The sequence below is a fragment of the Citrobacter sp. wls826 genome, assembly GCF_005281245.1.
Classification (GTDB): Bacteria; Pseudomonadota; Gammaproteobacteria; order Enterobacterales; family Enterobacteriaceae; genus Citrobacter; species Citrobacter braakii.
This window is the reverse complement of record NZ_SZWS01000034.1, coordinates 34,342-46,953: the sequence shown is the minus strand read 5'-3', so window position 1 is coordinate 46,953 and position 12,612 is coordinate 34,342. Positions and strand designations below refer to the sequence as shown.

The 12,612-nt window shown below is 54.5% G+C and carries 12 protein-coding genes and 1 pseudogene; 9 read left to right on the top strand and 4 right to left on the bottom strand.

Annotation, left to right across the window (positions count from 1 at the left end; all coding sequences use genetic code 11):
* From FDW87_RS22145 to hemC, 3 genes and pseudogenes are all read right to left on the bottom strand, one after another.
* Positions 1 to 415, bottom strand: a pseudogene (locus tag FDW87_RS22145) (uroporphyrinogen-III C-methyltransferase); the annotation flags it as partial.
* Positions 416 to 436: 21 nt separating this feature from the next.
* Positions 437 to 1,177: a uroporphyrinogen-III synthase gene (gene hemD, locus FDW87_RS08735; RefSeq protein ID WP_047416496.1), complete on the bottom strand. Its 741-nt coding sequence runs from the start codon at positions 1,175 to 1,177 to the stop codon at positions 437 to 439.
* The gene (gene hemC, locus FDW87_RS08730) at positions 1,174 to 2,115 is read right to left on the bottom strand and encodes a hydroxymethylbilane synthase (RefSeq protein WP_016157846.1); all 942 of its coding nucleotides are present in this window, start codon (positions 2,113 to 2,115) and stop codon (positions 1,174 to 1,176) included. Before hemC ends, hemD begins: the two co-directional genes overlap by 4 nt.
* Positions 2,116 to 2,510: 395 nt before the next feature.
* Between hemC and cyaA the strand changes: the two genes are divergently transcribed.
* Positions 2,511 to 5,057 carry a class I adenylate cyclase gene (gene cyaA, locus FDW87_RS08725; RefSeq protein WP_019078435.1) on the top strand — a complete coding sequence of 849 codons (2,547 nt, stop codon included), beginning with the start codon at positions 2,511 to 2,513 and terminating at the stop codon, positions 5,055 to 5,057.
* Positions 5,058 to 5,097: 40 nt separating this feature from the next.
* Here the strand turns inward: cyaA and cyaY are convergent, their stop codons facing one another.
* Positions 5,098 to 5,418, bottom strand: coding sequence for an iron donor protein CyaY (cyaY, locus tag FDW87_RS08720; protein ID WP_003828967.1), 321 nt, complete (start codon positions 5,416 to 5,418; stop codon positions 5,098 to 5,100).
* A gap of 138 nt (positions 5,419 to 5,556) precedes the next feature.
* On the opposite strand from cyaY, the gene FDW87_RS08715 reads away from it, so the two are divergent.
* The 8 genes from FDW87_RS08715 to corA form a co-directional block, all read left to right on the top strand.
* Positions 5,557 to 5,760: a lipoprotein gene (locus FDW87_RS08715; RefSeq protein ID WP_003017937.1), complete on the top strand. Its 204-nt coding sequence runs from the start codon at positions 5,557 to 5,559 to the stop codon at positions 5,758 to 5,760.
* Between the two features lie 48 nt (positions 5,761 to 5,808).
* The gene (gene dapF / locus FDW87_RS08710) at positions 5,809 to 6,633 is read left to right on the top strand and encodes a diaminopimelate epimerase (protein ID WP_016155126.1); all 825 of its coding nucleotides are present in this window, start codon (positions 5,809 to 5,811) and stop codon (positions 6,631 to 6,633) included.
* Positions 6,630 to 7,337 (top strand): DUF484 domain-containing protein, encoded by a 708-nt coding sequence (locus tag FDW87_RS08705; protein ID WP_047358746.1) that lies wholly within the window; start codon positions 6,630 to 6,632, stop codon positions 7,335 to 7,337. The genes dapF and FDW87_RS08705 overlap by 4 nt, the downstream gene beginning before the upstream one ends.
* Positions 7,334 to 8,236: a tyrosine recombinase XerC gene (xerC, locus tag FDW87_RS08700; RefSeq protein ID WP_049040600.1), complete on the top strand. Its 903-nt coding sequence runs from the start codon at positions 7,334 to 7,336 to the stop codon at positions 8,234 to 8,236. Before FDW87_RS08705 ends, xerC begins: the two co-directional genes overlap by 4 nt.
* Positions 8,236 to 8,952 (top strand): 5-amino-6-(5-phospho-D-ribitylamino)uracil phosphatase YigB, encoded by a 717-nt coding sequence (yigB, locus tag FDW87_RS08695; RefSeq protein ID WP_016155129.1) that lies wholly within the window; start codon positions 8,236 to 8,238, stop codon positions 8,950 to 8,952. Before xerC ends, yigB begins: the two co-directional genes overlap by 1 nt.
* An 88-nt stretch (positions 8,953 to 9,040) precedes the next feature.
* Entirely contained in the window at positions 9,041 to 11,203 is a 2,163-nt protein-coding gene (uvrD, locus tag FDW87_RS08690) for a DNA helicase II (RefSeq protein WP_016155130.1), read from the top strand.
* A gap of 265 nt (positions 11,204 to 11,468) precedes the next feature.
* A complete protein-coding gene (ysgD, locus tag FDW87_RS21170) occupies positions 11,469 to 11,525 on the top strand; it encodes a YsgD/CorL family protein (RefSeq protein WP_212723238.1) in 57 nt (18 codons plus the stop codon).
* Positions 11,526 to 11,679: 154 nt separating this feature from the next.
* On the top strand, positions 11,680 to 12,612 hold a 933-nt coding region (corA, locus tag FDW87_RS08685; protein ID WP_137379644.1), incomplete at its 3' end, for a magnesium/cobalt transporter CorA.

Genomic DNA, 12,612 nt, shown 5'->3' with positions numbered 1-12,612 from the left:
CAGCCTGCGCCAGCAGCCACGTCCCGGCATCGCTGCCGGAGATAGTGGCGACTTTTTGCTGGACTTCGTCAAGCTGTTTGACCAGCGCGGCTTGCTGGCGAGCGGCTTCATCCAGCTGCGTTGCCTGCTGTTTAATAATGTCTTCCAGCTCAGCTTTTTGGCTTTCTTGCGCTTTTTGCAACGCTGTAAGCTGGTTCGCCAGCGCATCGCTGGTTGCTGTCTGCGTTGTTGCCTGCTGTTTCCCCCAACCGTACAGCCCAACGCCTGCAGCCAGCGCAATAGCAATCGCCACAGCGCTCAGAATCAGCGCAGTGCTGTTCTTACTCTTTTTTTCAGTATTGACTGGCTGTGACGTGGTTTCCACGGCCTCCCTGGTCTCTTCAACCACGGCGGAGGATTTTTCTTGTTCCGTCATTATGGCATCCCATTATGAGAGTTATTGTAATGCGCGTAGTAGCGCATCGTTGTCGGCGTTATCAGCGACCTTAATATCTTGCCAGCCCAGTTCCCGGGCGAGGTGCGCCAGACGCTCACTGACGACCAGCAGCCGACAGCGTAGTAACCAGTGCTCACGATACCACTGCGGAATGAGCGACCAGAGCTGTTGTAGCATCTCTCCGCTGGTGACAACCACCGTGGTCACACCACGAGATTGCCAGCGCATCGCTTCTTCTGCACCATCGTAATATTTTGCACTGCGTTGATAACATTCACAAAAATCGACATCAGCTCCGCGTGCTGTCAGGGTTTCACCTATCAGCTCACGGCCACCATTGCCGCGTAATATCAGCGCGCGTTTTCCCGCAATATTTTGTAATTCAGGTAATTGTAGCAAGACTTCGCTAATTTCCCGATCCAGAGGGTAGTGAATATTGAAACCGCTAACGGTATGCAGCGCCAGCGCCGTTGTGCGACCAATGGCAAAATAACGCGGAAGGGAGGGCCAGCTTTTCCCTTGTTGCTGAAGCTCGGCATCTGCAAAGGTGACGGCGTGCTGCGAGAGGGCGAAGACCAGATCGTTTTCCGTCAGCGCCGATAGTCGGAAAGCAAGCGTTGCCAGTTCCCGACCGGGCGAAAACTCGATGAGCGGAAAGCTCCAGGCCACCTGCCCCAGTGTGCGCAGACGGCTCACTAACTCTTCCCCTGCGGGAGACGGGCGGGTGACCAGAATACTCATGCGGGGGCTTCTCCGTTGTAAACTTCAGCCAGAATGGTGCGCGCACCGTTCTCCAGCAGCTCTTCAGCCAGAGAGATGCCCATCTGTTCAGCTTCCTGCGCGGCGCCGCGACGTTCTCCGCATACCATCTGCGAACCGTCAGGCGCGCCGACCAGCGCCCGCAGCCAAATCTCACCGTTAATGAGTTCTGCATAACTGCCGATAGGGACCTGACATCCCCCTTCCAGGCGGGTATTCATGGCGCGTTCGGCTTTGACGCGCAGCGCCGTCTCTTCATGGTTGAGCGGCGCTAACAGCGCCTGAGTGCGCATATCATCCAGTCGACATTCTATGCCAACTGCGCCTTGCCCGACAGCGGGTAGGGAGACTTCCGGCGGCAGAGCGGTGCGGACTCGCGACTCAAGACCTAAACGTTTTAATCCGGCGACCGCCAGAATAATGGCGTCATAATCGCCGTTATCCAGTTTGCTCAGACGCGTACCTACGTTACCGCGCAGTGAACGGATGACGAGATCCGGGCGACGCTTTGCCAACTGGCACTGGCGACGCAAACTGGATGTCCCGACGATACTGCCTGCCGGGAGTTCATCCAGCGTGTTGTACTTATTTGAGACGAAAGCATCACGCGGATCCTCTCGCTCGCAAATGGTGACCAGTCCAAGACCGTCAGGGAATTCAACCGGCACATCCTTCATAGAATGCACGGCGATATCGGCGCGTTTTTCCAGCAGCGCGACTTCCAGCTCTTTAACAAACAACCCTTTCCCCCCGACTTTCGCCAGCGGGGTATCAAGGATCACATCGCCACGGGTTACCATCGGAACCAGTTCCACGATCAGACCGGGGTGGTTTGCCATTAAGGCGTCTTTGACATAATGTGCCTGCCAGAGCGCAAGGGGGCTTTGGCGTGTGGCAATTCTCAAAACATTGTCTAACATGCTTGTTACCGTCATTATCAATCATTGACCATCCTAACATCCTTATCAAAGGGATGTCAGCGTTACGCTCAAACGTGAGTGAGAGGAAAAGGCGCTGCATCATCACTGGCAGTGAATAATGACGAGAAACCTCCCGACCGTATGAAGGAATTTACACGTAACGAACGGTGCTACACTTGTATGTAGCGCATCTTTCTTTACGGTCAATGAGCAAGGTGTTAAATTGATCACGTTTTAGACCATTTTTTCGGCTGTACAGCATAAAAAAATATGGGCGAAAAAACAGGTAACGGTTATTTTTGACATACGGTTTATCCGAATTGATGACGATTATTGTGAGCGCTTGTGCCGCAGCAATCGACAACATGACGGATAGCAACATCAGGCGATACGTCTTGTACCTCTATATTGAGACTCTGAAACAGAGACTGGATGCCATAAATCAACTGCGTGTGGATCGCGCGCTTGCTGCCATGGGACCTGCCTTCCAGCAGGTATACAGTCTGCTGCCGACATTATTGCACTACCACCATCCGCTGATGCCGGGTTACCTTGATGGTAACGTTCCCAAAGGCATATGCCTTTACACGCCTGATGAAACCCAACGCCACTACCTGAACGAACTGGAACTGTACCGCGGTATGTCACCGCAGGATCCTCCCAAGGGCGAACTGCCTATCACCGGCGTTTACTCAATGGGCAGCACCTCTTCGGTAGGGCAAAGCTGTTCCTCTGACCTTGATATTTGGGTCTGCCATCAATCCTGGCTGGATAGCGAAGAGCGCCAGCTGCTGCAGCGTAAATGTAGCCTGCTGGAAAGCTGGGCCGCCTCGCTGGGCGTGGAAGTCAGCTTCTTCCTGATTGATGAAAACCGTTTCCGCCACAATGAAAGCGGCAGTTTGGGTGGTGAAGACTGTGGCTCGACGCAGCATATCCTGTTGCTTGATGAATTCTATCGCACCGCTGTGCGTCTCGCGGGTAAACGTATTCTGTGGAATATGGTGCCGGGCGACGAAGAAGAGCATTACGACGATTACGTCATGACGCTTTACGCACAGGGGGTGTTAACGCCAAACGAATGGCTGGATCTCGGCGGACTCAGTTCGCTCTCCGCCGAAGAGTACTTTGGCGCCAGCCTCTGGCAGCTGTACAAGAGTATCGACTCCCCGTACAAAGCGGTATTGAAAACGCTGCTGCTGGAAGCTTATTCCTGGGAATACCCCAATCCACGCCTGTTGGCGAAAGATATTAAACAGCGCCTGCACGATGGCGAGATCGTCTCTTTTGGTCTCGACCCTTACTGCATGATGCTGGAGCGCGTTACCGAGTACCTCACGGCGATCGAAGACCCGACTCGTCTGGATTTAGTGCGTCGATGTTTCTACTTAAAAGTGTGTGAGAAACTGAGCCGCGAGCGCGCCTGTGTGGGCTGGCGTCGTGAAGTATTAAGTCAGTTAGTGAAAGAGTGGGGCTGGGATGACGCCCGTCTGACCATGCTGGATAACCGCGCTAACTGGAAGATTGACCAGGTACGCGAAGCGCATAACGAACTGCTCGATGCGATGATGCAGAGCTATCGTAACCTGATCCGTTTTGCCCGCCGAAATAACCTCAGCGTGAGCGCCAGCCCGCAGGATATCGGCGTGCTGACCCGTAAGCTGTATGCCGCGTTTGAAGCATTGCCAGGTAAAGTAACGCTGGTGAACCCGCAGATATCTCCGGATCTCTCGGAACCGAATCTGACCTTTATCCATGTGCCGCCGGGCCGTGCCAACCGTTCGGGTTGGTATCTCTATAACCGCGCGCCTAACATGGACTCGATCATCAGCCATCAGCCGCTGGAATATAACCGCTACCTCAATAAACTGGTGGCGTGGGCCTGGTTCAACGGCCTGCTGACCTCGCGTACGCATTTATTTATTAAGGGCAACGGCATTGTTGATTTGCCGAAGCTGCAAGAAATGGTCGCCGACGTGTCGCACCACTTCCCGCTGCGACTGCCAGCGCCAACGCCGAAAGCGCTCTATAGCCCGTGCGAGATTCGCCACCTGGCGATTATCGTTAACCTTGAATATGACCCGACGGCAGCATTTCGCAATCAGGTGGTACATTTTGATTTCCGTAAGCTGGACGTCTTCAGCTTTGGTGAAGAACAAAATTGCCTGGTGGGTAGCGTCGACCTGCTGTACCGCAACTCGTGGAATGAAGTGCGTACGCTGCACTTCAACGGTGAGCAGGCGATGATTGAAGCGTTAAAAACGATTCTCGGCAAAATGCACCAGGATGCCGCGCCGCCGGATAGCGTCGAGGTCTTCTGCTATAGCCAGCATCTGCGCGGTTTAATTCGCACCCGTGTACAGCAACTGGTGTCTGAGTGCATCGAGTTGCGCCTCTCCAGCACCCGTCAGGAAACCGGACGCTTCAAAGCGCTGCGCGTTTCTGGTCAGACGTGGGGTCTGTTCTTCGAGCGCCTGAATGTCTCGGTACAGAAGCTGGAAAACGCGATTGAATTTTATGGCGCGATTTCACATAACAAACTGCACGGGCTTTCCGTTCAGGTTGAGACCAATCATGTGAAACTTCCGTCAGTGGTTGACGGTTTTGCCAGCGAAGGGATCATTCAGTTCTTTTTCGAAGAAACGGGTGATGAGCAGGGCTTTAATATCTACATTCTGGATGAGAGTAATCGGGCTGAGGTGTATCACCACTGCGAAGGTAGCAAAGAGGAGCTGGTACGCGATGTCAGCCGTTTCTACTCGTCGTCGCACGATCGCTTTACCTACGGCTCCAGCTTCATCAACTTTAACCTGCCGCAGTTCTATCAGATTGTGAAAACCGATGGGCGCGCGCAGGTGATCCCGTTCCGTACCCAGCCGATTAGCGCCGTGCCGCCCGTCAGTCAGGAAAACGACACTCCGCTGTTGCAGCAGTATTTCTCGTGAGCATGATGCCGGATAAGCGAAGCGTATCCGGCAATAAAACTTAACGGAAGCTCACCTCTTCACCCGCCTGCTGTGTCGCCGCCTGTTCTAGCAGATCCCAGAACGTTTCGCCGCTACGATCGCAGATCCACTCGTCGCCTTTCAGGTCAAAGTGGTAGCCGCCCTGTTTGGTCGCCAGCCACACCTGATGCAGCGGCTCCTGACGGTTAATAATAATTTTGCTGCCGTTTTCGAAGCTGATGGTCAGCACGCCGCCGTTGATCTCACAATCGATATCGCTGTCGCCGTCCCAGTCATCCAGACGCTCTTCAATGGTCATCCACAGGGTGTCAGCAAGGCGATGAAATTCACTGTCGTTCATTTTCTTATCCTGTTTTTCGTGATGACGGCAGTATAACCTGAAACAAAACGCGTTGCAGATTACAGGCTAACTCTTGCTTTTACGCCTTCTCCTGCGATGATAGAAAACAGAAAGCATGAACTTTACAGGCAATCGATAATGAAAAACGTGTTAAAGCCACTCGCTGTCATTTTTACTCTGTTCAGCCTGACGGGCTGTGGGCTAAAAGGCCCGCTCTATTTCCCGCCAGCAGATAAAACCGCGCCGCCTCCGACCAAGAGCGTTCAGCCGCAATCGCAATCCACCACGCCAGAGAAAAACGATCGTGGGATTAGTGACGGGCCTTCTCAGGTGAATTACTGACGGCAGGAATAGATGTATATTTCTGTACCCGCGTGAACGGAGTGAATGATGCAATTCTCTAAAATGCATGGCCTTGGCAACGATTTTATGGTCGTCGACGCGGTAACGCAGAATGTCTTTTTCTCACCAGAGCTGATCCGCCGCTTGTCCGACAGGCATCTCGGCGTTGGATTTGATCAACTGCTGGTGGTTGAACCTCCGTATGATCCGGAGCTGGATTTCCACTACCGTATTTTTAATGCCGACGGTAGTGAAGTGTCACAGTGTGGCAATGGCGCCCGCTGTTTTGCCCGCTTTGTTCGCCTGAAAGGGCTGACCAATAAGCGTGATATTCGCGTCAGTACCGCTAATGGTCGTATGGTATTAACCGTAACCGACGACGAGCTGGTACGGGTGAATATGGGTGAACCCAATTTTGAACCCGCTCAGGTTCCGTTTCGCGCCAACAAAGCAGAGAAGACCTATATTATGCGCGTGGCTGAACAGACAGTATTGTGCGGCGTGGTTTCAATGGGGAACCCGCACTGCGTAATTCAGGTTGATGATGTTGATACGGCCACGGTAGAAACGTTGGGGCCGGTTCTGGAAAGCCACGAACGCTTTCCTGAACGCGCCAATATCGGATTTATGCAAGTGGTAAAGCGCGAGCATATCCGGCTGCGCGTCTATGAGCGCGGCGCGGGTGAAACGCAGGCCTGCGGCAGCGGTGCGTGCGCCGCTGTTGCGGTTGGTATCCAGCAGGGCCTGCTGGCAGAAGAAGTGAGGGTGGAATTACCGGGCGGTCGACTTGATATCGCCTGGAAAGGTCCGGGTCATCCGCTGTATATGACTGGCCCGGCGGCACATGTCTACGACGGATTTATTCACTTATGAAGCAACCAGGGGAAGAACTACAGGAAACGCTCATGGAGCTGGACGACCGGGCGGTCGTCGATTACCTGCAACGTAATCCTGAGTTTTTTATCCGTAATGCCCAGGCAGTTGAAGCGATGCGTGTTCCGCACCCGGTGCGGGGCACGGTCTCTTTAGTGGAATGGCATATGGCGCGGGCACGTAATCATATCAACGTGCTGGAAGAGAATATGGCGTTGTTGATGGAACAAGCCAACGCCAATGAAAGCCTGTTCTATCGACTGTTAAATCTGCAAGCACGGCTGGTATCGGCCAGCAGTCTTGACGACATGCTGATGCGATTTCATCGCTGGGCGCGTGAGTTAGGGCTGGCTGGGGCGACGGTTCGTCTGTTCCCGGATCGCTGGCGACTTGGTGCGCCATCAAAATTCACTCATCTGGCATTAAGCCGTCAGGCTTTTGAACCGCTGCGTATTCAGCGTCTGGGCCAGTCACTGCACTATCTTGGACCGCTCAATGGCCCGGAACTTCTGGTCATGATGCCCGAAGCGAAAGCAATAGGCTCGGTGGCGATGTCGATGTTGGGGCAAGATGGATCCCTGGGCGTGATGCTGTTCAGCAGTCGCGACGTTAATCATTACCAGCAGGGGCAAGGTACGCAATTACTGCAGGAAATCTCGCTGATGTTGCCGGAGCTGCTGGAGCGCTGGATTGAACGCGTATGACCGACTCACCCCTTTCTCAGGATGTGGCACGCTTTTTACGCTATCTGGGCGTTGAGCGCCAGCTTAGCCCGATCACATTGCTTAATTATCAGCGTCAGCTTGATGCCATCATTGCGTTAGCCGGAGAGACCGGTCTGCAAAGCTGGCAACAATGTGACGCTTCGATGGTACGCAGTTTTGCCGTGCGCAGCCGTCGTAAAGGGCTGGGGCCGGCGAGCCTGGCGCTGCGTCTCTCCGCATTGCGCAGTTTCTTTGACTGGCTGGTTAATCAGGGCGAGCTGAAAGCCAATCCCGCAAAAAGTGTTTCCGCGCCGAAAGCACCGCGTCATCTACCTAAAAATATCGATGTCGACGACGTTAATCGTCTGCTGGATATCGACCTCAACGATCCCCTCGCCGTGCGCGACCGGGCAATGTTAGAAGTGATGTACGGCGCAGGGCTGCGTTTGTCTGAACTGGTTGGGCTGGATATTAAACATCTCGATCTCGACACCGGCGAAGTATGGGTGATGGGGAAGGGCAGTAAAGAACGTCGCCTGCCAATTGGCCGCAATGCAGTGGCGTGGATTGAGCACTGGCTGGACCTGCGGGGGCTATTTGGCTGCGATGACGATGCGTTATTCCTGTCAAAACTGGGCAAACGCATTTCTGCGCGTAATGTACAAAAACGCTTTGCGGAATGGGGGATCAAACAGGGGCTGAATAGCCACGTACATCCCCACAAATTGCGCCACTCTTTTGCGACGCATATGCTGGAGTCGAGCGGCGATCTGCGCGGGGTACAGGAGTTATTGGGACATGCTAATCTCTCCACTACCCAAATCTATACCCATCTTGATTTTCAACACCTGGCTTCAGTGTACGATGCGGCGCATCCACGCGCCAAACGGGGGAAATAATGCGTTTTTACCGGCCTTTGGGGCGCATTTCTGCGCTCACCTTTGACCTTGATGACACCCTTTACGATAACCGTCCCGTTATCACACGCACCGAGCAGGAAGCGCTCGCGTTTGTACAGAATTACCATCCGGCGTTGAATTCGCTGCAAAATAGCGACCTACAGCGCTTACGTCAGGCCGTTCGCGACGCTGAGCCGGAAATCTACCATGACGTTACCCAATGGCGTCACCGCGCCGTAGAGCGCGCTATGCTGGAGGCGGGATTGTCAGAAGCAGAAGCCAGAATGGGGGCGAATGCGGCGATGATGAATTTCGCCAAATGGCGTAGCCGCATTGACGTCCCGCAGGCGACGCATGACACGCTGAAGGCGCTGGCCCGCAAATGGCCGCTGGTGGCGATCACCAACGGTAACGCACAGCCAGAACTGTTCGGCCTGGGCGATTACTTTGAGTTTGTGCTGCGCGCCGGTCCCGACGGGCGATCAAAACCGTTCAGCGACATGTATGCGCTGGCGGCGGATAAACTGAAAATGCCTGTGGCTGAGATTCTGCATGTGGGCGATGACCTGACGACAGACGTGGCGGGGGCCATCCGTTGCGGTATGCAGGCCTGCTGGATCAAACCGGAAAATGCCGACCTGATGCAAACCGCAGACAGCCGTTTGCTGCCGCATATCGAAATTTCACAGTTGGCATCTCTGACCTCGCTGATATAATCACCAGCAGAACTCTGTATATATACCCAGCTTTTTGGCGGATGGCGCTACGCTTATCCGCCTTACCTACTTTTACGCGGCGGTGCCAATGGACGTTTCTTACCTGCTCGACAGCCTTAATGATAAACAGCGTGAAGCGGTGGCCGCGCCACGCAGCAACATGCTGGTTTTGGCCGGCGCGGGGAGTGGTAAAACTCGCGTGCTGGTGCACCGTATCGCCTGGTTACTGACGGTAGAGAACAACTCGCCATACTCCATTATGGCGGTGACCTTTACCAACAAAGCGGCGGCGGAAATGCGCCACCGTATTGGCCAGATCATGGGAACCAGCCAGGGCGGTATGTGGGTGGGTACATTCCACGGTCTGGCGCACCGTCTGCTGCGCGCGCACCATATGGATGCGAACCTGCCGCAGGATTTCCAGATCCTCGACAGCGAAGACCAATTGCGTTTGCTCAAGCGTTTGATCAAGGCGATGAATCTTGATGAGAAGCAGTGGCCGCCGCGTCAGGCGATGTGGTTTATCAATAGCCAGAAAGACGAAGGGCTGCGCCCGCACCATCTGCAGAGCTATGGCAACCCGGTAGAGCAAACCTGGCAGAAAGTGTATCAGGCCTATCAGGAAGCGTGTGACCGCGCGGGGCTGGTGGATTTTGCCGAGCTGTTGCTGCGCGCCCATGAACTGTGGCTCAACAAGCCGCATATCCTGCAGCACTACCGCGAACGCTTTACCAATATCCTGGTGGACGAATTCCAGGATACCAACAACATTCAGTACGCCTGGATCCGCCTGCTGGCGGGCGATACCGGCAAAGTGATGATCGTTGGCGATGATGACCAGTCGATCTACGGCTGGCGCGGGGCGCAGGTGGAAAACATCCAGCGCTTCCTCACGGATTTCCCGGGCGCAGAAACCATTCGTCTGGAGCAGAACTACCGCTCGACCAACAACATCCTCAGTGCGGCCAACGCCCTGATTGAAAACAACAACGGGCGTTTGGGTAAAAAGCTGTGGACCGATGGCATCGACGGCGAACCAATCTCACTGTACTGCGCGTTCAACGAACTCGATGAAGCGCGTTTTGTGGTCAATCGTATCAAAACCTGGCAGGACAACGGCGGTGCGCTGGAACAGTGCGCCATTCTGTATCGCAGCAACGCCCAGTCGCGCGTGCTGGAAGAGGCGTTGTTACAAGCCAGCATGCCATACCGTATCTATGGTGGGATGCGCTTCTTCGAACGCCAGGAAATCAAAGATGCGCTCTCCTACCTGCGCCTGATCGCTAACCGTAATGACGACGCTGCATTCGAACGCGTGGTGAATACGCCAACCCGCGGGATTGGCGATCGTACATTAGATGTCGTGCGTCAGACCTCCCGTGACCGCCAGCTTACGTTGTGGCAGGCCTGTCGTGAGCTGTTGCAGGAAAAAGCCCTCGCGGGTCGCGCCGCCAGCGCCTTACAGCGTTTTATGGAGTTGATCGATGCGCTGGCGCAGGAGACCGCCGATATGCCGCTGCACGTGCAGACTGACCGGGTGATTAAAGACTCCGGCCTGCGCATGATGTACGAGCAGGAAAAAGGCGAGAAGGGTCAGACGCGTATCGAAAACTTAGACGAACTGGTGACGGCAACGCGCCAGTTCAGCTACAACGAAGAAGACGAAGACTTAATGCCGCTACAGGCGTTCCTGTCTCACGCCGCGCTGGAAGCAGGCGAAGGGCAGGCGGATACCTGGCAGGATGCGGTACAACTGATGACGCTGCACTCGGCGAAAGGTCTGGAGTTCCCCCAGGTATTTATCGTGGGTATGGAAGAAGGCATGTTCCCCAGCCAGATGTCGCTGGACGAAGGTGGGCGCCTCGAAGAAGAGCGCCGCCTGGCTTACGTAGGCGTGACTCGCGCGATGCAAAAGCTGACGCTGACCTACGCCGAAACGCGTCGTCTGTACGGCAAAGAGGTTTACCACCGTCCGTCGCGCTTTATCGGCGAACTGCCGGAAGCGTGCGTTGAAGAGGTTCGCCTGCGCGCCACGGTTAGCCGCCCGGTGAGCCATCAGCGGATGGGCACGCCAATGGCGGAAAATGATACCGGCTACAAGCTCGGCCAGCGCGTGCGCCACGCTAAGTTTGGTGAGGGCACCATCGTCAATCTGGAAGGAAGCGGTGAGCACAGTCGTTTGCAGGTCGCGTTCCAGGGGCAAGGGATCAAATGGCTGGTGGCAGCCTACGCCAGACTGGAAACGGTTTGATCGGTTTGGCTTTGCCGGATGGCGACGCTGGCGCGTCTTATCCGGCCTACAGACCGGGTAACATTTTGATTTCCAGGCCGGACGAGGCGAAGCCGCCATCCCGCTATCTGTCGGTTAATATTCTGAAATCATAGATAAATAATTCCCCTCTGCTAACCTTTTTGTATAAGGGGAAATTATTACTTTTTCGCCATCTGTTGCGTGTTGACGTCAAAATTTTGCTGGCGTAACATGCGCGCACGATTACGCTAAGAGGACATTCGCCTTGGACACACCCAGTAGATACTGGCTCATTATCCTGTCATCCAGGATCAACTCCTAAGGCTATCCCTTTTTGCTGATAGCCTTCGCGGTTGTCAGCGACCTTCTGTTTTTTCCCGTCGCGCTGAGTCAGGCTGTTTAATGGTCTGAAACCCAATTTGTTTCTGTGTGCCCTCCGAACTGTCCGATAATTTTTTGCATTGGGAGTCCCGGTCATGCTGAGCGCATTTCAACTGGAAAACAATCGTTTAACTCGCCTTGAGGCAGACGAAATCGAGCACCTGGCCAGTTCGGTTTGGGTCGATTTAGTCGAGCCGGATGACGAAGAACGAAACCGTGTGCAAAAGGACTTGGGCCAGAATCTGGCTACGCGCCCTGAACTGGAAGACATCGAAGCATCTGCGCGTTTTTTTGAAGACGAAGACGGTCTGCACATTCACTCCTTCTTCTTCTATGAAGATGCCGACGATCACGCGGGTAACTCAACCGTCGCATTTACCATTCGCGAAGGTCGCCTGTTTACTCTGCGCGAGCGCGAGCTGCCGGCATTCCGCCTGTACCGCATGCGTGCGCGTAATCAGGCGATGGTGGATGGCAATGCCTACGAGCTGCTGCTCGACCTGTTTGAAACTAAAATTGAACAGTTGGCGGATGAGATCGAAAACATCTACAGCGACCTGGAAAAACTCAGCCGTGTGATCATGGAAGGGCGTCAGGGTGATGAATATGACGAAGCGCTTTCGACGCTGGCGGAACTGGAAGATATTGGCTGGAAGGTCCGCCTGTGTCTGATGGATACCCAGCGCGCACTGAACTTCCTGGTGCGTAAAGCGCGTTTGCCGGGGAGTCAGCTGGAACAGGCGCGTGAGATTCTGCGCGATATCGAATCCCTGCTGCCGCACAACGAATCACTGTTCCAGAAGGTTAACTTCCTGATGCAGGCGGCGATGGGCTTTATCAATATCGAGCAGAACCGCATCATCAAGATCTTCTCGGTGGTCTCTGTGGTGTTCCTGCCGCCGACGCTGGTGGCTTCCAGCTACGGGATGAACTTTGAGTTCATGCCGGAACTGCACTGGAGCTTCGGTTACCCAGGGGCGATTGTCTTTATGATGCTCGCGGGTCTGGCACCGTATCTGTACTTTAAG

Coding starts and splice junctions, on each gene's coding strand:
- cyaY (WP_003828967.1), bottom strand. CDS start 5,418: ATGAACGACAGTGAATTTCATCGCCTTGCTGACACCCTGTGGATGACC.
- xerC (WP_049040600.1), top strand. CDS start 7,334: ATGACCGACTCACCCCTTTCTCAGGATGTGGCACGCTTTTTACGCTAT.
- yigB (WP_016155129.1), top strand. CDS start 8,236: ATGCGTTTTTACCGGCCTTTGGGGCGCATTTCTGCGCTCACCTTTGAC.
- uvrD (WP_016155130.1), top strand. CDS start 9,041: ATGGACGTTTCTTACCTGCTCGACAGCCTTAATGATAAACAGCGTGAA.
- hemD (WP_047416496.1), bottom strand. CDS start 1,177: ATGAGTATTCTGGTCACCCGCCCGTCTCCCGCAGGGGAAGAGTTAGTG.
- FDW87_RS08715 (WP_003017937.1), top strand. CDS start 5,557: ATGAAAAACGTGTTAAAGCCACTCGCTGTCATTTTTACTCTGTTCAGC.
- hemC (WP_016157846.1), bottom strand. CDS start 2,115: ATGTTAGACAATGTTTTGAGAATTGCCACACGCCAAAGCCCCCTTGCG.
- dapF (WP_016155126.1), top strand. CDS start 5,809: ATGCAATTCTCTAAAATGCATGGCCTTGGCAACGATTTTATGGTCGTC.
- FDW87_RS08705 (WP_047358746.1), top strand. CDS start 6,630: ATGAAGCAACCAGGGGAAGAACTACAGGAAACGCTCATGGAGCTGGAC.